This is a genomic window from Streptomyces sp. NPDC028419 (assembly GCF_055565515.1).
In genome coordinates this window covers 64,956-84,446 of the sequence record NZ_JBVHUE010000008.1, presented here as the reverse complement: position 1 = coordinate 84,446, position 19,491 = coordinate 64,956, and the positions used below count along the sequence as shown (strand labels likewise).

Here is a 19,491-nt window from a genome sequence, read left to right as displayed (position 1 = left end):
GGACGCGTACCGGGTGCGCACCGCGTCGTACGCACTGGTCCGCGCCACCGTGCTCGCCCATCCCGCCCAACTCCCGGCCGCGGCGGCCTTCCGCACCTCGCTCGACCGCCTGCACCGGACGGACGCCCGGCTGCTGCGGATCACCGCGCCCCTGACCGACGCCCTCCACGACAGCCGGGACGGCCATCCGCCCGCCTTCCACCGCGACGTCGTCCTCCCGCTGCGCCGCGCCCTGCACAACGGCCGCGAGCCCCGACCCGCCCTGCTGGAGCGCCTCGACGACCTCCCGGACCGGGTGCCGCCGCTCGCCACCTGGCTCGCGCTGCGGGCCCGGCGGGCCGAGGTGCTCACGGCGCTCGGGGCCGTCACCGAAGGAGCCCTGGCCGGCGAGCGCGCGTCCTTGGCCGCCCTGTGCCGGGAACCGGCCCTCGGCCGGGCCGTCGCCCTCACCAGCGCGGACCTCTTGCGCGCGGTGGAGCGGGCGGGCACCGGAGCGACCGACCGCAGGGCGCGCAAGGAAGAGCCCACCGCCCTGCGCTACGCCCTGCGGGCCAGTACCAAGACCAGTCCCCTGTCGTGGTTCACCGCGGTCGGCTGGGGTCCGCTGGCCACGCCCGAGGACGCCTTCGGCGCGGCGACGCGGGCCGGGACCGTCCGCGACTGGGGCACCGCGCCGCTCTTCGAGGACCCCCTACACGCGGTCGTGAAGGTCAACCGCACCCTCACGAGCGCCCTCACCCGCGCGCTCCTGGCCGCCCCGCACCGGCGGGCCGCACTCCCCCACCGCATCACCAGCACCGCGCGGATCACCGGCCTGCGGGCCGCGTACGCGCGGGAGCGGACCTCCTTCGCCGGGGGCCGGTTCCTGGTGGCCGAGGAGGACGAGGTGGAGCTGATCCGCGGGGTCCCGCTGCGCCTGGTCACCGAGTGGGCCGAAAGCCCCCGCCAGCTGGGCGAGTTGGCCGCTTTCCTGACCGCCGCGCTGAAGGGGGCGGGCGGCGCCGGAGCCGACGCCGCCGCGGCCTTCCTCGGCCGGCTCTTCGAGGCCCGACTGCTGGTGAGCGGCGAGCCGTTCGCCCCGCAGGACACCGACCCGCTGGAGCGGATCGCGTCCTGGCTGCGCACCATCGACCCGACGCACCCCGAGCTCCCGGCGCACCCCGGGGACCCGGCCCACGCCGCAGACCCCTCGCTCGCCGGTGACCCCATGCTCGCCGAACGGATCCTCGAACTCGGCCGGGGGACGGCGGGGTTCGGGGCCGCGCCCGCCGGCGAGCGTCCCGCCCTCCTCGCCGGGCTGTCCCGGAGCTGGGCGGGGGTGCTCGCCGACGCCGGCAGTCCCGTCCCGCCCGCATCGGCCCCGCTCAGCGTGCTCACCGAGGACGTCGTCGCCCCCCGCCCGCTGGTCGTCGACGGCTTCCTCGACGGCGCCGACCACGAGGCCCTCGGCGAAGTCACCGCCCTCGCCGAGCTGTTCGACCACGGGCACGTCGTCCGCCGCCTCCTGCGGGACCGCTTCGTCGAGCGCTACGGCTCCGGCGGCACCTGCCACCACCCGTGGGAGTTCGGCGGCGAGGTCGCCGGAGCCTGGGAGGCCGCCGGGCGGGCCGCGACGCTCGCCCCCGAGGACCCCGCCGACTTCCCGACCGGGACGGCGGACATCGCCGCCCTGCGGGCGCGGGCCGTCCGGGCCGTCGGCGACGCCCCGGACGAGCGCGGGAGCGACCCGGGGGACGACCGGGCGCGCGTCCACGAGGTCGTCCTGTCGCCGGACTTCGTCAAGGGCCTCGGCGAGCGCCTGCCCGCCTGGGCGGTCGAACGCCCGCTCAGCTACGCGTACTTCGTCCAGCGCGCCCCGGGTCCCGGGCCCGGCCTGCTCTGCGTGAACCACGTGTACGGCGGGTGGGGCCGGTTCACCAGCCGGTTCCTGGACGCCCTGGACCCGGGCGCCCGGGCCGAGGTCTCGCGGCAGATCCACCGCGGACTCGGGCCCGGTGCGCGGGCCGCGCAGATCCGGCCCGTCGGCGGCTTCAACGCCAACCTCCACCCGATGCTCGTCCCGCGGGAGATCGGACCCGACCGCCGCTGGGCGGCGATCGGCGAGGCCGACCTGGACCTCGTCCACGACGAGGCCACCGACCAGGTCCGCTTCCGGCTGCGGAGCACGGGTGAACACCTCGACGTCCTCTATCCGGGTTTCCTGGCCCCCGTCCTGCTGCCGCGCCGCATCGGGGCCCACCTGGCCGACCACCCGCACGGCGCCGTCGACTTCGGGTCGCTGGTGCCCCGGCACTGCGTCGCCGCACCGGGTGGCCCGGTGACCCGCACCGCCCGGCTGCGCCACCGCCACGTGGTGCTCCGCCGGCGCCGCTGGCTGCTACCGCCCGAGGTGGTCCGCGCCCTGCGCGCCGACCTCGGGACCGAACCGGTGCCGGCCGCGGCGACGGCCCGTTGGCGCGCCCTGCTGGACCTGCCGGAGCAGCTGTTCCTGCACCCGGCCGCCGGCGCGCCGGGCACGGGGGACTCGGGGGACGCGGGAGGGACGGACGGCGCCGGGGCCGCGTTCCTGCACCGGCTGAGCCGCCCCAAACCGCACCTCGTGGACCTCGGCAACCCGCTGCACCTGAGGTGCCTGGCCAAGTGGTTGTCCCGACACGTCGACGCCGGCGCGGTCCTGGAAGAGGCCCTGCCCGCACCGGGCGGCCGGGACGCACCGGCCCGCGCGGTGGAGCTCGTCCTGGAGGTCTACCGGTCCGGACGGCTCCGATGAAGCGACCCCCGACGACAGTGGAAGCGAGCGTACGAGCGGTGCGACCCTCCGAGAGCGACTCCCGCGACAGTTCCCCCTCCAGCGGTGCCGACCCCTCCCCCGCCGGCACGGCCCTCGACGTGATCGTCCATTACCACCACCCCGTCAAGGCGCCGCTGCTGCGCGACGTGCTGCTGCCGCTCGCCGCGACCTGCGCGGCGGACGGGCTGAGCGCCCACGTCGAACGGCACTGGTTGCACGGCCCCCACCTCAGGCTCCGCCTGGGGGGCCCGGCCGCCCGGGTCGACGCCGCCGCGGCCGCCGCCGCGAGCCGGGCCCGCGACTGGCTGCGGACCCACCCCTCGCACGGCGAACTCACCGACGCCCAACTGCTGGAGCAGGCGTCCGTCGCCGGCCGCGCCGAACTCCTCGCCCCGCCCTACGGACCGATCGCGCCCGACAACACGGTCCGCCTCGCGCCCGTCGACGACGCCCCGCTGCGCGGCCTCCTCGGGGCCGCCGGCGCCGAGCTGCGCGACGACCTCCTGCGGGCCGGCCTGGAGCCGTTGCGCGCGGGCGCCCGCTTCCTGGCCGACCACGGCGACACCGCCGACGCCCGGGTCCAGCTCGCGGTGGTCGCCCTGGCCGCGCACGCCGGCGCCCACCCCGGCGGCCTGGCCGGCGGGCACTACTCGTACGTCTCCCACCTGGAGGACTTCCTCTTCCACGAGGATCCCGCGGGCCGACTGCGGGAGCGATTCGAGCGCCATGCCGACCGCGCGGGCGACGCCGTCACCCGACTCGTCGGCAGGATCCACGACGGCGGCGCCCGCGGGTGGGAGCGGGCCTGGAGCGCCTACTCGGCGGGTGCCTGGCAGCTGACGCGGAGCCGCTACGACGCGGGCGCCGACCTGCACGGCGACCCCGACGCCTATCGGGCGCGCGCCGCCGCCACCGGGGACGCCGCCGTGGCCCTGCGCTGGAACCCCGAGGAGCGGACCGGCTTCAGCGACTTCCACCACCAGCTGCGGCGCTCCGACCCCGACGGGAGGATGTGGAAGAAGCCCGACTACCTGGTGCACCGCGCCTGTACGAACGCCCTCTACCGCCTCCTCGCGATCTGTGACGTCCGCCCGCTGGAGCGGTACCTGGCGGCGCACCTGGTGATCCGGTCGGTACCCGCCCTGACCGGCTGCGACTGGCGGAGCGAGATCGGCGCGGCCGTCGACGCGGTGGAAGGCCGATCGTGAGCGGCGCGGCCCTCACCGACCGGCGGCTGCGTCCCGGGGTCGCCGTCACCCCGCTGCGCGCGGGCCTGCACCTGCGCGGGCGTCGCGGGACCCTCACCCTGGAGGGCGGCGGGGCGCTGCCCTCGCTCTGGCGGCTGCTCGCCGAGCCGCTGCGCGAGGGGAGGGTGGCGGAGCTCCTGGACTCGATGGCGGCCGGTCCGACCCTGCGCGCCTCCGTGCACACCCTGCTCGGCCAACTGGACGCGCACGGGCTCCTCGTGGCCGAACCGGCTCCCGCTCCGCCCGGCGATCCGGTCGCCGACTGGGCCGGGGCGAGCGCCGAGCGTCCGGGTGCCGCGGCCGCCGCGCTCGCCTCGGCCCGGGCCGAGGTCGTGGCCGCCGCGCCGCAGGGGCCGCTGGCCGGGGCCGCCGGGCGCGCGCTGGCGGCCGGCGGGCTGCCCGTGGACCACACCACCGATCCGGGGCTGCCCGCGGACCGGGTCCTGCTCCGCCTGCACGGCGCCGGACCCGAGCGGTGCGTCGCGGTCGGGCACCTCGGCGGGAAGGGCTACGCCACCGCGCCGGGCAGCCCCGCGCAGGTCGGCGCCGACGCCGATGCCCTGGAGGCCCGGTGGGGCCGCTCCGACCCGCCGCGGGGGCCGGCGGGCTTCGATCCCGCGCCCGCCGCGTTCCTGCCCCTGCTCGCGGGCGCCGCGGCGCACCGGCTGCTGTGCGCGGCGGCCGGGCAGCCCGACCCGTCCCGCGAGGGGGAGGACGAACGGCCCCCACCCGACGCGCCTTCCGTGCTGCCTTGCGTCCTGCCTTCCGTGCTGCTGGCGCGGGCCCGCCCGCTGCGGGCCGACTACCTCACCTGGCCGGGTCCCGTCCGCATCGACGCCGACCGGCGGGTCCGGCTCGCACCGGCCGCGACCCTGGTCGAGGCGCTGCGACGGATGGCGGCCCTCACCGACGAGCACTGCGGTGCGCTGCCCGAGCCGCTCCCGGCGGACCTACGGCAACTGCCCGTACCCCTGGCCGGCTGCGCGCTGCCCGGGGCCGACACCGGGTCGGCCGGGGCCGCGCTGCTCGGCGGTGCGGCGCGGCTGGACCTGGCCCGCCTCGACCTCTTCTGCCGGGCGGCCGAACTCCAGCTGGGCGAGGGCCTCTTCACCGTCGGCGCCACTCCCGGGCACGCCCGGGGACGGGCCCTGCGCGGCGCCGCCCTACGTCTCCCCGCGCCCGCGCCGGAGCGGCCGCACGCGGTGGCCGCCGAGCGGTGGGCGGACCACCCCCAGCTGCGCCACTGGTGGGCCACGCTGACCGGCCGCCTCGGGGTGGCCGCGCGGCTGGAGGTGGTCCGCCTCGCCCCGGGCGTGGAGGCCTACCGCGCCGTCGTACGTCCCTGCGCACCCGGTGGCCGGTCGGCGCCGCCGCCCCCGCCGCTCGGTGACGCCGTCGAGGCGACCCCCGGTGACGCGGCCGCCTTCGCCGCGCTCGGCGCCGTCGTCCGCACCCGCGCCGCCGCCGAGGGGCGGCCCGGCGCGCGCGTCGTCACCCCGGACGGCGCACTCGCGCCACTGGCGACCGCCGGAGTCCGGACGGCCGGCTGGGAGGACGTGGGCGGTACCGGCCCGTGGCTGGCCGACCTGGCCGGACGCGAGGAGGCGCACCAGGACGCGCTGCGCCGGATCGCGAACCCCGCACCGGCCGTCGCGGCCCTACGCTCGCACCCGGAACTCGCCTCGCTGCTGGAGGCGTTCGGGTTCACCGTGCTGCCGGCTCCACAGGAGGACCGATGAGCACCCTCGCCCCGACACCACCCCGCCCGGCAGGGCCGGCCGTGCCCGTCCTCGACGCGGCGTCCGCGACGGCGTTCACGTCCGGACCGGCCGTGGTCCTGCTGACGCGCTGGACGCTCGGGCTCGCCGAGGAGCTGAGCCGTCATGCGCTCGGACACCCCGTGGCCCTCGTCCCGGTGCGCTTCGACGGCGCCCTGGCCGTCGTCGGTCCGGTGCTGCGGCCGGGCGCGCCGGCCTGCCTGAGCTGTACGGAGTACCAACGGCTCGCCACGGCGGGCGGCCGGGTGCCGTGGCGCAGCCCGGAGTTGGCGCTGGGCGGCGTACCCTCCCCGGCCCTGTCGGACGCGCTCGGCGCCCTCGCGGTCGGCCTGCTGGATTCCGGCGCGGGCGCGCCGGATCCGGACCCCGGGGCGGCCGTGGTGCACCTCGTCCACCAGGGCCGGGGCACCTGGTCCACCCATCGCGTCCGGCCGGTCGGCGGCTGCCCGGTGTGCCGGCCGCTGCCGGCGGACTCCGCGGCCGCCGTCGTCCCGCTGCCGTCGGCGCCGCGCCCGCTGCCGGACCCGTACGTCCTGCGCGCCCCCAATCCGCTGACCGCGCCGGCCCGGCTGCGCGGGGCGCTCCTCGACGAGCGGTTCGGCCCGGTGCGGCGGCTCTTCCGCTCCGAGGACTCGGCGTTCTGCCTCACCAGCGCCTTCGTGAGCGACGGACGCGCCGTGGACGATGGCGGGTACGGCCGGTCCCTCGACTTCGGCGGCAGTGAGCGGATCGCCCTGTTCGAGGGGGTCGAGCGGTACGCGGGCATGCGCCCGACCGGCAAACGGACCGTGCTGCGGGCCTCCTTCGCGCGGCTCGGGCCCGAGCGGGCCGTGGACCCGCGGCGGCTCGGCCTGCCCGACCCCCGCTACCACGGGCACCCCGCGTCGCCGACCGTCCCCTACGCGCCCGACCTGGAGATGGACTGGGTGCACGGCTGGTCGCTCACCCTGCGGCGCGCGCGGGCCGTCCCCGAGCACGTCGCGTACTGGGACGTGCCCGGGAGCCGCGGGCCACGCGTGGTGTACGAGTCCTCCAACGGCTGCGGCCTCGGCAACAGCCCCGAAGAGGCCCTGCTCTACGGCCTGTTCGAGGTGGCCGAGCGCGACGCCTTCCTGATGGCGTGGTACGCGGCGACGCCCCTGCGGCGGATCGCCCCGCCGCCGGACGACCCGGACACCGCGCTGCTCGTGGACCGGGCGGCCCTGGCCGGGTACCGGCTCGTCCTGCTCGACGCGACGAACGACCTCGGCGTCCCCGCCGTCGTCGCGGTCTGCCGCTACGAGGGCTCGCACCCGCGGGCGCCCAGGATGTTCCTGGCCGCGGGGGCCCACCACGATCCGCGCGCCGCCATCCGCTCCGCGGTCGCCGAAGTCGTCACCAACGTCGTCGAGTCGGGGCCCCGCTCGCTCGCCGAGGGCGGCCCCCGCGATCCCCGACGACTGCGGCCGATGCTGGACCGGCCGGAGCTGGTGACGACCCTGGACGACCACGTCGGGCTGGGCACCCTGCCCGAGGCGGCCCCCCGGCTGGCGTTCCTCTACGCCGACACGCCCCGCGTGAGCGTCGAGGAGGCCTGGCCGGGGGCGCCGGCGCCGGTGGGCGACCTCTCCGTCCTGCTCGGGGCGACCGTGGAGCGGTGGTCCCGGGCCGGGTTGGAGGTCATCGCCGTCGACCAGAGCGAGCCGGGGCTGCGCGAGCGGCTCGGGCTGCACTGCGTGAAGGCCATCGTCCCGGGCTCGCTGCCGATGACCTTCGGGCACGTCAACCACCGCGTCCGGGGCCTGTCCCGGCTGCTGGAGGTGCCGTACCGGCTGGGGCGGTCGCGGCGGCCGCTGCGCCTGGAGGACCTCTCGGTCCACCCCCACCCCTTCCCCTGATCCGGCCCCACGACGAGGACCCCAGATGACGACGACCGGTACCGGTACCTGGTACAGCGCTCACGTGTTCCTGCACTCCAGCGCCGAGGACACCGACGCGTTCCTGCTGCGCGACGCGGCGCCGTACCTCGACGGCCTCGTGGCGGCCGGGGAGGCGACCGGGTGGTTCTTCATCCGCTACGGGGAGGACGGCCCCCACCTGCGGATCCGGGTGCGCGATCTGGACGCGGGGGCCGCGGCCCGGCTGGCGGACCGGCTCGGGCGCGCCGCGCGGAAGGTCCCCGCGGTGCCGGGTCCCTGGCCCTCCGCCCACGGGGAGGTCCGTGGCGTGCCGTACCTGCCCGAGGTCGAACGCTACGGCGGGCTGGGCGCGTTGCCCCTCGCCGAGGAGGTGTTCGTCGCCTCCACGAAGGTGGTCCTCGACGCCCTGCGGGAGCTGGAGGGCGGGGGCGGATCCGCCCGGCTGGCGGTCGCGGCCGATCTGGCGCACGCGACGGCGCACGCCCTCGGCATGGACCGGCTCGGCGCGGCCCGCTGGCTGCGCGGGCATGCGGCGGGCTGGCGGTGGGTGAGTGAAGTGCCGCTGCTGCCGGGGGCGTCCGTGCACGCACGGGTCAACTCGGTCTACGCGGCGCAGCGTTCGACCCTGTCGCGACGGGCCCGGGAGCTGCGCCGCCGGCTCGCCGACGGCTCCGCGGCGCCCTGGCTGCACCACTGGACGGACCGGGTCCGCACGGCCGACGCCGGGCTGCGGGCCGCCGGCGCCGCCGAGGGGGCTCCGCCCGAGGCGCCGGCCCCCTGGTCCTGGGTGTGGGCGTCCCAGTTGCACATGCTCTTCAACCGGCTGGGGGTGATCCCCGACGAGGAACGGGCGGTGTGCCGGTTGGCGGCGCGGACCCTGCTGGAGACGGGTACGGCGGCGGGGGTGGAGGGGACGCCCGCGTACTTCCCTTCCGCGTACACCGCGCCCGACCTGCAGTACCTGGAGCGCAGCAAGTTCCACGTCGGTCGCGGCGAGGACACGGCGCTACGGCCCGCCGCGCCGCTGCCGCCGTCCTCCCTGCGACCCGCCGGACCCGACGTCCCGCTGCCGACCGGCCCCCTGCCCGACGTGTCGTACGCCAGTGTCCTCGCGGCGCGGGCGTCGGCGCGCGGACCGCTCGGCGGACCGCTCGACGCCGCCACCCTGGGCGCGCTGCTGTGGCACTCCCTCGCCGAGAGCGGGCGCTCCGACGAGATCCTGCCGGACGGCTCGACCCGCGGCCTCGTCCATCGCCCCCATCCGAGCGCGGGCGCCCTGTACACGGCCCGGGTGCGGCTGCTGGTGCTCGACACGGCCGGCGTGCCGGCGGGCACGTACGAGTGCGTGCCCGCCTCCCGGACCCTGCGCCCCGTCGGGCCCGTGCCCCCGATCGAGGAGGTCAAGGCGCTGTCGACCTACCTGTCGCGGCCCGCGAGCGACCCCGACGCGATCGGCGTCGACGCCGCGCCGGTGGTCCTCGGGGTGTACGCGGACGTCGGCCTGCTGCGGCGCCGGTACGGGCTGCGCGCGCTGCGCCTGGCCCTGCTGGAGACCGGCCACCTGACCCAGACCCTGCTCCTCACCGCGGCGGCGCTGGGTCTGGCCGGCACCCCGCTCGGCGGCTTCCACGACGACCTGGCGCACGAACTCTTCGGCCTGGACGACCTGGGCCAGCCCCTCCAGTACCTGCTGCCCCTCGGGCGCCGCCCGTAGTGCGATCCGGCCACGTCCCCGGAGGCCACCGCGCACCTGGACCCGGCCGGCGACTCCCTGGTGACTGGCCTCCGCGCGCTGTCCGGCGTGGCGCTGTTCTTCACTGCGCGGGAACCGAGAGACCCTGCAGGGCGAAGCCGCGGTTGAGCAGGGTCTGGCGCCGGTAGGAGTCCGGCAGGTCGGGCAGGGCGAGGAGCCGGTCGCAGGCCCGTACCGATTCCGCCAGGTCACCCACCCAGTACGCGGTGATGGAGTACTCGAACAGCAGCCCCCACCGGTAGACCCAGGGCTGGGTGAACAGGACGTCGTCCGGGGCCGGCCGGTCCAGGCAGGCCCGCACCAGTGCGTGGGCCGCCCGGTACCGGCCGAGCAGCCGCAACCGGGAGACCAGTTCGTAGCAGGCCTCCATCCGCTCGGGCCGGGACTCCCAGGCGCGGTCGAGCGCGTCCATCGCGGCGGGCCAGTCCGCCGGGTCTCCGCTGTCGCCGTACAGCACGCCGACCTGGAGGAGGGACTGGTACACCTCCTCCGGCCAGCCGCCCATGGCCGCGCGCCGCTCGTAGAGCCGGATCGCCTCGGCGCGCTCGCCCATGTCGCGCATGGTCTGGGCGAGGTAGAAGACGGTGCGGCCGACGGACGGGTCCCGTCGCATCTCGGCGCGCAGCAGCCGGGCGTCCCGCTCGAACTTGTCGTGCTTGGAGCCGCCGTCGCCGTGGTCCTCGATCACCAGGGCGTCCAGGTGGGCCACGCTCTCGGTGGAGTCGCAGGTGATGTACTCGTGGGTGACCCCCTCGTACCGCCAGGGCAGGTCGCCGCGCACCAGGCGCTTGATGCGGTACTCGGTGTCGCCCAGGTGCCGGAGCATGTACGCGTCCGCCACGAGCGGCGGCGCCGGCGCGTCCTCGCGCAGCACCAGGTCCGCGTCGAGCAGCAGCAGGTAGTCGGCCTTGCCACGGGCGTGGGCGATGTTGAGGCTCCGGTTGTGCCCGAAGTCGACCCAGGGCTCCTCGTGGAGTTCGCCGGGGATCCCGTCCAGGGCCGTGCGGATGAGGTCTTGGGTGCCGTCGTCGGAGCCGGTGTCGGAGATGACCCAGGTGTCGATGTGGTCCCTGACCGAGGCCAGACAGCGCGCGATCACGGCGGATTCGTTCTTCACGATCATGCAGAGGCAGATGGTCGGCTTCACGGCGGGACCCTATGGAGCTGCCGCCGGCTACGGGACACAGCGCGCCGGGCGGCTGACCCGTGTGGCCGGCCGCAGGGCACCCGGGTGGGCGCACGGGCTGGGCCGAACCGCTGACTTCGGGGCGCGGCAGCCGGTGTCCGCGTGGCCGGTTGCCCAGGATGGCCCGCGCCACCGGAAATCCGGTGATCATCTGATCGACTTCTTCAGAGGAGCAGTGCATGCGTCCTGAGGACAAACCCCGATCCACGCTGGGCCCGCTGCCCAGGCGGGCCGGCTGGCTGACGGGTGGAACCTTCGCCTCGCTGGCACTGGTGCTGGCAGGGATCGCCTCGCCCGCCGTCGCGGCGGTGCCGAGCGTCCAGGCGGAGACCGCCGAAACCGCGGCCGTGGACCCGCGGGGCGGTGGCGGTGGCGGGGACGAGTGCGATGACGAGTCGTGGCCGAAGACGACGAAGGCGGACCGGCACGAGCCCTGCCGGGGCCCGCAGGGTCCCCCCGGACCGCGCGGACCGAAGGGCGCGACGGGTGCCACCGGACCGAAGGGCGCCACGGGCGCGACGGGCGCGACGGGCGCCACAGGACCGAGGGGCGCCACAGGAGCGACCGGGGCGACGGGTGCCACGGGAGCCACTGGAGCCACAGGTGCCACCGGAGCGACCGGAGCGACCGGAGCGACCGGAGCCACGGGTGCCACAGGTGCCACCGGAGCGACGGGCGCCACCGGAGCCACCGGCCCCTGCAACGACATCGACAGCTACTCCCCCTCCAACACGGAGTCGTTCAGCGCCGCCGTGCGCAACGGCGTCGCCTCCGCCGGGCGGGCGGCGACCACCGGCGGGGTGGTCGTCTGGCAGGACCTGTCGGGCATCACCGGCTACCCCAGGGGTGGTGCGGCCGGAACCGCCTGCAGCATCTCGATCGAGGCCCAGGGCAACGACGCCTACGTCAAGGTCCTGACCACCACCGGGCGGGTCTACCAGCTCCACGTCGCCGTCAACGGGACGAACTTCACCCCCGACACGATGACGGGATGGGTGCTGCAGACTCCCGGCCCCGCCCTGCGCCACGGCCGGAGCGTTCCGTTCGCGAGCGAGCTGTCCTACGGGTTCGCGCCGAACCACACGGAGTGATCTGACGCGGTGCCCCTGACGCGAACGCCGCCCTCGGATTCCGCGGGCGGCGTTCGCACGTCGTGCCGGGGGCACGGCGGCGACGACAGCGGAACGTTAGCGAAGCGTCAGCGACGCACGGCAGGGTCGTCGTCGTGGGTACCGGCAAGGGCGCCCGCGCAGCGCAGCGAGGAGCGACGGGAACATGAAGAGGATCAGGATCAGGGCCGCCGTCGTCGCGGCCGCCCTCCTGGCGGGTCTCGCAGTGGCGGTCACCCCGGCCGAGGCCCTGAGCCACTGCAACGGGGGCGGCGGCGCCATCTACATCTGCGAGTACGGCGTCACCACGCACGCGCTCCCGAACGGTGCCAAGCAGGAGTTCCTGATCGGCACCGACCGGGCCCTGTGGACCCGCTGGACCGACACCAAGGGCAAGTGGTCCGGCTGGCAGTCCATGGGGGGCGTCTTCACGGACAAGATCTACGTCATCGACCGCTGGAGCGCCGGTGATCCCTGGAGGTTCGCGCTGAGCGTCCGGGGCGACGACGGCTACCAGTGGGTCAACCTCCGCGACCACGGGGGCGGGTGGAGCGGCTGGTTCCGCATGCCCGACCCCGACTGACCGGTCCGGCCCGGCCTGGCCGGACCTGGCCCGGGTCGGTCCCGTCCCCCCAGAGGACGGGCCCGGCCCGGGCCGCCCGCGGTTCCCGGGCCATCCGCCGTAGATGACGGTTCTGGTCCGCCGTCAGCCGAGCCGTCGCGGACCCTGACCGGGCGCGAGGTGGACGTGCCGCGGCTGATCGCCGCAGGGTCGACCGACCGCGAGATCGCCTCCCGCCTCTACCTCAGCTAGGGGACCGTCAAGAACCACATCTCGCGCATCCTCGGCCGGCTGGGTCTGCGCGACCGCACCCGGGCCGCGCTGTACGCCCGGGACCACGGCCCGCTCTGAAGCGGCGGGCGGGCTCGGAACCGGCCGGCCCTTCACGCCCGCCGGTTCGCCGTGCACCACAGCAGGGCGGCGGCCACGGCGGCGAGGGCGACGGTCGCGACCCCGGAGGCCGCCAACACCAGCCGCGGCCCCATGGCGGCGGTGAGGGGGCCACCGAGGGCGGTGCCCACGGGCCCGGCCGTGAGCAGGGCGGCGCCCCGGAACGCGAGGACGGTGGTGAGCCAGGCCGTCGGGGTGCGGTCCTGGAAGAGGGTGAAGGACAGCGCGGTGAAGGGCCCGTAGATCACCCCGCCCAACCCCATGCACGCGAGCGAGACGCCCACGGGCACGTCCAGCCCGAAGGGGACCAGCACCAGGCCCCACCCCGCCACGATGCCCAGGGTCACCGGCCAGCGGGGAAGCCCGCTCAGGGCTCCGGCGGCCAGGGCGCCGAGCACGGCGCCGGCTCCGAATACGGTCCAGTACAACCCGAGCAGGCTCGCGCCGGAACCGAGGTCGTCGACGACGTGCAGGGGGAGCGCGACCTCCACCGGGCCGTAGAGCAGGTTGAAGAACCACGTCAGGGCGAGGACGCCGAGGAGTTCGGGCTGTCCGCGCAGCAGGCCCAACACGCTCCCGCCCGCCGGCCGACCGCTGTCGGCCACCGCCGGACCGTCCGCCTCGACGCCGTCCGCCTCCGCGACGCGTCGGATCCGACCGACCTGTACCGCCAGCAGGGCGAAGGACAGGGCGTCGAGGCCGATGATCCAGGCCGGCCCGATGACCACCGCGAGGAGACCGGCGAGTGCGGGCCCGACGATGATGGACGCCGAGGCACTCGTACCGACCAGCGCGTTCGCCGCCAAGCGCTGCTCCGGGGGCAGCAGTTGCGCGATCAGGGAGTACCTTCCCGCGCTCCCCCAGGCGTGCAGCACCGACGAGCCGGCCAACAGGCCGACGTACAGCGCCGGTTGTAGCAGTCCCAGCGCCCACGCCAGCGGCACGGCGCCGAGGAGCAGCGCGCGCAGCCGACCGTCCGCCACCATCAGCAGTGCGGGCGGCAGGCGGCGCAGACGTCGGCCGAGGAGCAGGGCCCCCGCGGCTCCCGGCAGCGCGTAGGCGGCGAGCGCCGCGCCGACGACCCAGGCGGAGCGGCCCGGTGGCGAGATCACGATGGCCAGCCACGCCACGGCGACGGCGCTCATCCCGTCACCGAGGTCGCTGGCCGCGAGGGCGGGCAACAGGCGCCGGAATCCGGTGTGGGCGAGGAGCGGCCGGTAGGGCCGCGGCAGCAGGCGGGTCATCGTGGAGGACGTCACGCGGGCAGACTGGTGGTTCAAGTCCACTTGAAGTCAAGACGAGATCGACGAGGGGAAGAGGGGAACCGTGGGGGGGACCGGTGGAGGAAGCCGTGGCACGGCCCGCCCGGGATGCACCGCAAGGGGCGCTCCAGGCGCGCGAGTTGGGAATCGGCGACCTCGCGCGGCGGGTCGGGATGCGGGCGTCGGCCCTGCGCTACTACGAGAGCGTCGGGCTGCTGCCACCGGCCCGGCGGGTCGCGGGCCGCCGCGTCTACGCGCTCGCCGCGGTGCGCCGGATCGCACTGATCAGGATGGCGCAGCGGGCCGGGTTCACCCTGGCGGAGATCGGCCGGCTCCTGGACTCCGGCGCCGGTCGCGGCGCCACCCGCCAGTGGCGGGCCCTGGCCGCGCGCAAGTTGCCCGAGCTGGACCGCTTCATCGCCGACGCGCAGGCGCTCCGCGACGCCGTCGCCGACTGTCTGGCGTGCGGGTGCATGAATTTCGACGACTGCCAGCTGTTGGCTCCCGCGCCGCCCGACGGTCGCTGAGACAGGCGCCCGCGGGCCGCGACTCGCGTCGCGGTTACGCGGCGGGCCGGTCGTACCAGGAGAAGGCGGCGATGCGCCAGCCGTCGGCGGTGCGGACGAACTGGATCGTCTTCGTCCCGCCGCCCTCGATCGGCTCGCCGTCCAGGATCCCGGACTTGCGGTATTCGCCGAACCTCGACGCGATGTCGCCGGCGATCTCCGTCCGTTCGGAGGTCTCCCACTCGGTGAATTCGACCAGGCGCCCGTCGCCGAGCAGGCGCCGGCGGGGCTCGATGAACTCGTCCACGCTGTAGACGGTGAAGTCGGGTCCGGTCATGACGATCACACCGCCCGGGATGACCAGCCGTCGGATCCGCTCCACGTCGGCCGCCTTGCCGCCCCGGTTGTCGAACGCACCGAAGAATTCCGCGGTCACCTGATCGATCTCGGCTTTGGACATGGCGCGACATTAACACGGCCGCACACCCGTTCCCCCGCCCCGCCGGGCCCCCTGTTCCGCGAGGAGGACGGGCAGCTCGCGCATGTCGTCGAAGACGACGGTGCCGGGGCCCACGAGCCGTTCGGCCGGGGTGAGTCCGCCCGCGTAGCCGAAGGAGCGCATCCCGGCGGCGCGGGCCGCCCGGACCCCCGGTCGGCTGTCCTCGACGACGACGCAGGCGGCCGGGTCCACGCCCATCCGCCGCGCCGCGTGCAGGAAGAGGTCGGGGGCGGGCTTGCCCCGGGCCACCTCGGTGGAGCTGAAGACGTGCCCATCGAAGCGCTCACGGAGCCCCGTGACGCCGAGGGTGTGCCGCATCTTCTCGTGCGAGCCGCTGGAGGCGACGCAGACCGGCAGCGTGATCGCGGCCAGCGCCTCCGGCAGGCCGTCGACCGGCTCCAGACCGGCGTCCACCTCCTCCCGGTGGCGCCGCATGAGCCGCTCCCACCACACGGCGGCCGTCTCCGCGCCGAGCCGCTCCGCGATCTGTTCGCAGATGGACTCCTTGGAGCGCCCGATGAAGCGGTCGACGACGTCCTCGGCCGTCAGCGGCCAGCCGAGCTCCGCCCCGAGGGCGACCTGGAGGCGCAGGGCGATGCGCTCGCTGTCGACGAGCACCCCGTCGCAGTCGAATATCACGAGTTCTATCGGCTTGATCATCCCGGCATGATACGAACGCCCCACCCGTCCTCCCCCGCTCCCTCCGCTCCCCGTGCCCGCCCCGCGCCCGGTGCGTCCCGGGCCGGTCCTCCCGTGGGTTAGCGTCGACGACGACACGACCAGGAAGGACCAGACATGAACCCCGCCCAGCACGTCGCGGCCGTCGCGGCGCAGAGCGCGCGCTTCGTCGCCGCGGTCAAGGGTGCCGACCCCGCCACCCCGGTGCCGTCCTGCCCCGGCTGGACGCTCGCCGATCTGACGCGGCACGCCGGGAGCGTGCAGCGCTGGTTCTGTGTTCTGCTGCGCCAGCGCGTCCAGCAGCCCCCGACCAGCCGCGACGTGGACCTGCGACTGCCGGAGCGGGAGGCCGACTACCCCGAGTGGCTGGCGCAGAGCGCCGCGGAGGCCGCGGAGGTGTTCGCCACCACCGACCTGGACGCGCCCATGTGGGCCTGGGGACTCGACCAGCACGCCCGCTTCTGGGTCCGCCGGATGCTCTTCGAGACCGTCGTGCACCGCGCCGACGCCGAACTCGCCCTGGGGATCACATCGCGGATCGACCGCGCAGTGGCGGTGGACGGCATCGACGAGTTCCTCACGAACCTGCCCTTCGCCGCCTTCTTCGCGCCCGGCACCGCGGCACTGCGCGCACCGGACCGCACCATCGGCTTCCACTGCACGGACGGCGGCGACCGCTGGCTGGTCCGGCTGCGCCCCGACGGCTTCGGGCTGGTCACCGACGCCAGCGACGCGCCGGAGCCCGACGCGACGGTCCTGGGGACGTCCGGCGACCTGCTCCTGCTCCTCTACGGCCGTCTCGACCGCACGGACGAGGCGTTCCAGCAGCGGGGCGACCAAAAACTGCTCGACCTCTGGTCCGCCCACTCGGCGTTCTGACGCCCCGCGCAGCCGTCTCCGGGATCCCCGTCCGGTACACCGGACGGGGATCCCGGCCGCGGTCGCTCAGGCCGGTGCGCTCAGCAGTCGGACCGCCTGTTCGCGCATCTCGATCTTGCGGATCTTCCCGGTGACGGTCATCGGGAACTCCTCCACCACATGGACGTAGCGCGGGATCTTGAAGTGGGCCAACCGGCCCGCGCAGTACGCGCGCACGGCCTCGGGGGTCAGGGGCTCGGCCCCCTCGCGCATCCGGACCCACGCCATCAGCTCCTCCCCGTACTTCGCGTCGGGTACGCCGATGACCTGTACGTCCAGGACGTCCGGGTGTCCGTGCAGGAACTCCTCGATCTCCCGCGGGTAGACGTTCTCCCCGCCCCGGATCACCATGTCCTTGATCCGGCCGGTGATGCTCACGTAGCCCTCGTCGTCCATGACCGCGAGGTCACCCGTGTGCATCCAACGGGCCGCGTCCACGGCCTCCGCCGTCCGCTCCGGCTCGGCCCAGTAGCCGAGCATGACGCTATAGCCACGGGTGCACAGCTCCCCCGGCTCGCCCCGGGGCAGGGTCCGGCCGGAGTGCGGGTCCACCACTTTGACCTCCAGGTGCGGGCCCACCCGGCCGACGGTGGCGACCCTGCGCTCCACCGAGTCGTCGGAGCGGGTCTGGGTGGACACCGGCGAGGTCTCCGTCATCCCGTAGCAGATGGACACCTCGGTCATCCCCATGCGTTCGATGACCTCGCGCATGACCTCTACCGGGCACGGCGAGCCCGCCATGATGCCGGTGCGCAGGCTCGACAGGTCGTAGTCGTCGAAGGCGGGATCGGCCAGCTCGGCGATGAACATCGTGGGGACGCCGTAGAGCGAGGTGCACGCCTCGGCCTGGACGGCGGCCAGCGTGGCGCCCGGGTCGAAGGAGGGCGCCGGGATCACCATGGTGGCACCGTGGCTGGTGCAGGCGAGGTTTCCCATGACCATGCCGAAGCAGTGGTAGAAGGGGACCGGGATGCACACCCGGTCCCGCTCCGTGTAGTGACACAACTCCCCTACGAAGAAACCGTTGTTGAGGATGTTGTGGTGCGAGAGGGTGGCACCCTTGGGGAAGCCGGTGGTGCCGGACGTGTACTGGATGTTGATGGGGTCGTCCGGGCTCAATGCCACCTGGGCGCGGGCCAGTTCGGCCGGGTCGCCCGAGCGGCCGCGCTCCAACAGGGAGGACCACAGCGGCCCTTCCAGCAGGACCACGAACTCCAGTTCGGGACAGCGCGGCCGGACCTCCTCGATCATGCCCGCGTAGTCGGAGGTCTTGAACCGCTCGGCCGCGGCCAGCAGGCGGATCCCGGACTGCTGGAGGACGTACTCCAACTCGTGCGCGCGGTAGGCGGGGTTCACGGTGACGAGGACCGCGCCGATCTTCGCGGTGGCGTACTGCACCAGGGTCCACTCGGCGCGGTTGGGGGCCCAGATGCCGACGCGGTCGCCCTTGGCGATGCCGAGGTCGAGCAGTCCGAGGGCGAGGGCGTCGACGTCGGCGGCCAGCTCCGCGTACGTCCACCGGCGCCCCGCGGCCATGTCGACGAGGGCGTCCCGGTCGGGGAACCGGCGCACGGTGCGGTCGAGGTTCTCTCCGATGGTGTCGCCGAGCAGGGGTTGTGCGCTGGCTCCGGACGCATAGCTCGACGTGACGGACACACGTTCCTCCAGGGCGGGGCGGCGGGCGCGGGCCCCGGCGGGCCGGCGTGCCCCCATGATCCCCGGCGCCCGCGCGAGCGTCCACCCACCGGGTCAGCCGGCGGCCCGCTCCGTGACCGGACGGCGGCGCTGGGCGAGTTCGGTCAACGCCGGCGGGTTCCACACGCCGTCCGGGCGGTACAGGTTGGTGCCGGGCGGCACGATCTCGTCGATGCGGTCGAGGGTCGCGTCGTCGAGCGTGAGCGCGGCGCCCCCCAGCAGGGATTGGAGCTGGTCCATCGTGCGCGGGCCGATGATCACCGAGGTGACCGCCGGGTGGACGGTGGGGAAGGCCACGGCCAGTTCGGGCAGGGTGCACCCGATGGAGTCCGCGAGCTCGATCAGCTGCCCGGCCGCCTCCAGTTTCGCCGCGTTCCCGGGGACGGCCTGGTCGAAGCGGGCGGGGGTCAGCGCGGCCCGTCCCGAGGTCAGGTCGACGGGTGCGCCGGGGCGGTACTTGCCGCTCAGGAAGCCGGAGGCCAGCGGGCTCCAGGTCAGCACGCCCATGCCGTGGCGCCGGGCGACCGGCAGCACGTCGCGCTCGATGCCGCGCGCGAGGATCGAGTAGGGCGGCTGCTCGGTCCGCATGCGCGGCAGTGCGCGCCGCTCGGAGACGTGGTGGGCCTCCGCCATCTCCTCCGCGGGGAAGGTGGAGCAGCCGAAGGCCCGGATCTTCCCCTCCCGGACGAGGTCGCCCAGGGCGCCCAGGGTCTCCTCGATGTCGGTGGTGTGGTCGGGGCGGTGCACCTGGTAGAGGTCGATCCAGTCGGTGCCCAGGCGGCGCAGGCTGTCCTCCACGGCCCGCACGATCCAACGTCGGGAGTTTCCGCTCCTGTTGCGCCCTTCGCCCATCGGGAAGTGCACCTTGGTGGCGAGGACCACCTCGTCGCGGCGGCCGCCCGCCAGGGCCTTGCCGACGATCTCCTCGGACTCCCCCGCGGAGTACATGTCGGCGGTGTCGACGAAGTTGATGCCCGCGTCGAGTGCGGCGTGCACGATCCGCACGCAGTCGCCGTGGTCCTTGTTCCCGACGGCGCCGAACATCATGGTGCCGAGGCAGTGCACGCTCACTTCGATGCCGGTACGGCCGAGGCTGCGGTAGTTCATGGTCATGCCGGTGCACTGTAGGAGTTGGAGCGCGCTCCAGGTCAAGGGTTCTCGGCCGGCTTCACCGGCTCCGGGGGCTGCTCGGGCTCCGACCGCGCTGCTAACCTGACCG

General features: G+C 75.2%; 15 protein-coding genes. 9 read left to right on the top strand and 6 right to left on the bottom strand.

The features are described from left to right. The first annotated feature begins 13 nt into the window (after positions 1 to 13). Genes ACZ4UB_RS11975 through ACZ4UB_RS11955 form a run of 5 tightly spaced genes read left to right on the top strand, consistent with a single transcriptional unit; the run spans position 14 to position 9,428 of the window. Complete coding sequence (locus ACZ4UB_RS11975) at positions 14 to 2,770, top strand: lantibiotic dehydratase (RefSeq protein ID WP_468070012.1); 2,757 nt, start codon at positions 14 to 16, stop codon at positions 2,768 to 2,770. 38 nt (positions 2,771 to 2,808) lie between these two features. Next, a complete protein-coding gene (locus ACZ4UB_RS11970) occupies positions 2,809 to 3,999 on the top strand; it encodes a lantibiotic dehydratase C-terminal domain-containing protein (RefSeq protein WP_468070011.1) in 1,191 nt (396 codons plus the stop codon). Then, on the top strand, positions 3,996 to 5,777 hold the full coding sequence (locus ACZ4UB_RS11965) for a hypothetical protein (protein WP_468070010.1): 1,782 nt from the start codon (positions 3,996 to 3,998) through the stop codon (positions 5,775 to 5,777). Before ACZ4UB_RS11970 ends, ACZ4UB_RS11965 begins: the two co-directional genes overlap by 4 nt. Then, the gene (locus ACZ4UB_RS11960; RefSeq protein ID WP_468070009.1) at positions 5,774 to 7,693 is read left to right on the top strand and encodes a TOMM precursor leader peptide-binding protein; all 1,920 of its coding nucleotides are present in this window, start codon (positions 5,774 to 5,776) and stop codon (positions 7,691 to 7,693) included. Before ACZ4UB_RS11965 ends, ACZ4UB_RS11960 begins: the two co-directional genes overlap by 4 nt. A 25-nt stretch (positions 7,694 to 7,718) precedes the next feature. Beyond that, positions 7,719 to 9,428, top strand: coding sequence for a thiopeptide-type bacteriocin biosynthesis protein (locus ACZ4UB_RS11955; protein WP_468070008.1), 1,710 nt, complete (start codon positions 7,719 to 7,721; stop codon positions 9,426 to 9,428). Positions 9,429 to 9,528: 100 nt separating this feature from the next. On the opposite strand, the gene ACZ4UB_RS11950 is transcribed toward ACZ4UB_RS11955, so the two are convergent. Further along, positions 9,529 to 10,614, bottom strand: a complete 1,086-nt coding sequence (locus tag ACZ4UB_RS11950) for a glycosyltransferase (protein ID WP_468070007.1) — start codon at positions 10,612 to 10,614, stop codon at positions 9,529 to 9,531. 218 nt (positions 10,615 to 10,832) lie between these two features. On the opposite strand from ACZ4UB_RS11950, the gene ACZ4UB_RS11945 reads away from it, so the two are divergent. Both ACZ4UB_RS11945 and ACZ4UB_RS11940 read left to right on the top strand, forming a co-directional pair. Further along, on the top strand, positions 10,833 to 11,744 hold the full coding sequence (locus ACZ4UB_RS11945) for a hypothetical protein (RefSeq protein ID WP_468070006.1): 912 nt from the start codon (positions 10,833 to 10,835) through the stop codon (positions 11,742 to 11,744). Between the two features lie 184 nt (positions 11,745 to 11,928). After that, positions 11,929 to 12,345, top strand: coding sequence for a hypothetical protein (locus tag ACZ4UB_RS11940; protein WP_468070005.1), 417 nt, complete (start codon positions 11,929 to 11,931; stop codon positions 12,343 to 12,345). Between the two features lie 362 nt (positions 12,346 to 12,707). On the opposite strand, the gene ACZ4UB_RS11935 is transcribed toward ACZ4UB_RS11940, so the two are convergent. After that, positions 12,708 to 13,973, bottom strand: coding sequence for an MFS transporter (locus tag ACZ4UB_RS11935; protein WP_468070004.1), 1,266 nt, complete (start codon positions 13,971 to 13,973; stop codon positions 12,708 to 12,710). A 92-nt stretch (positions 13,974 to 14,065) separates the two neighbouring features. Between ACZ4UB_RS11935 and ACZ4UB_RS11930 the strand changes: the two genes are divergently transcribed. Further along, the gene (locus ACZ4UB_RS11930) at positions 14,066 to 14,503 is read left to right on the top strand and encodes a MerR family transcriptional regulator (protein ID WP_468070003.1); all 438 of its coding nucleotides are present in this window, start codon (positions 14,066 to 14,068) and stop codon (positions 14,501 to 14,503) included. 34 nt (positions 14,504 to 14,537) lie between these two features. Here ACZ4UB_RS11930 and ACZ4UB_RS11925 read toward each other — a convergent pair whose 3' ends face one another. Continuing rightward, positions 14,538 to 14,942, bottom strand: a complete 405-nt coding sequence (locus tag ACZ4UB_RS11925; protein WP_467958136.1) for a Cif family virulence factor — start codon at positions 14,940 to 14,942, stop codon at positions 14,538 to 14,540. Positions 14,943 to 14,951: 9 nt separating this feature from the next. Continuing rightward, positions 14,952 to 15,641, bottom strand: coding sequence for an HAD family hydrolase (locus ACZ4UB_RS11920; RefSeq protein ID WP_468070002.1), 690 nt, complete (start codon positions 15,639 to 15,641; stop codon positions 14,952 to 14,954). A 135-nt stretch (positions 15,642 to 15,776) separates the two neighbouring features. On the opposite strand from ACZ4UB_RS11920, the gene ACZ4UB_RS11915 reads away from it, so the two are divergent. Further along, positions 15,777 to 16,538, top strand: coding sequence for a maleylpyruvate isomerase family mycothiol-dependent enzyme (locus ACZ4UB_RS11915; RefSeq protein ID WP_468070001.1), 762 nt, complete (start codon positions 15,777 to 15,779; stop codon positions 16,536 to 16,538). Positions 16,539 to 16,604: 66 nt separating this feature from the next. Here the strand turns inward: ACZ4UB_RS11915 and ACZ4UB_RS11910 are convergent, their stop codons facing one another. Both ACZ4UB_RS11910 and ACZ4UB_RS11905 read right to left on the bottom strand, forming a co-directional pair. Beyond that, positions 16,605 to 18,290 (bottom strand): AMP-binding protein, encoded by a 1,686-nt coding sequence (locus tag ACZ4UB_RS11910; protein ID WP_468070000.1) that lies wholly within the window; start codon positions 18,288 to 18,290, stop codon positions 16,605 to 16,607. A gap of 36 nt (positions 18,291 to 18,326) precedes the next feature. Further along, complete coding sequence (locus ACZ4UB_RS11905) at positions 18,327 to 19,379, bottom strand: aldo/keto reductase (RefSeq protein WP_468070159.1); 1,053 nt, start codon at positions 19,377 to 19,379, stop codon at positions 18,327 to 18,329. Positions 19,380 to 19,491 lie beyond the last annotated feature (112 nt).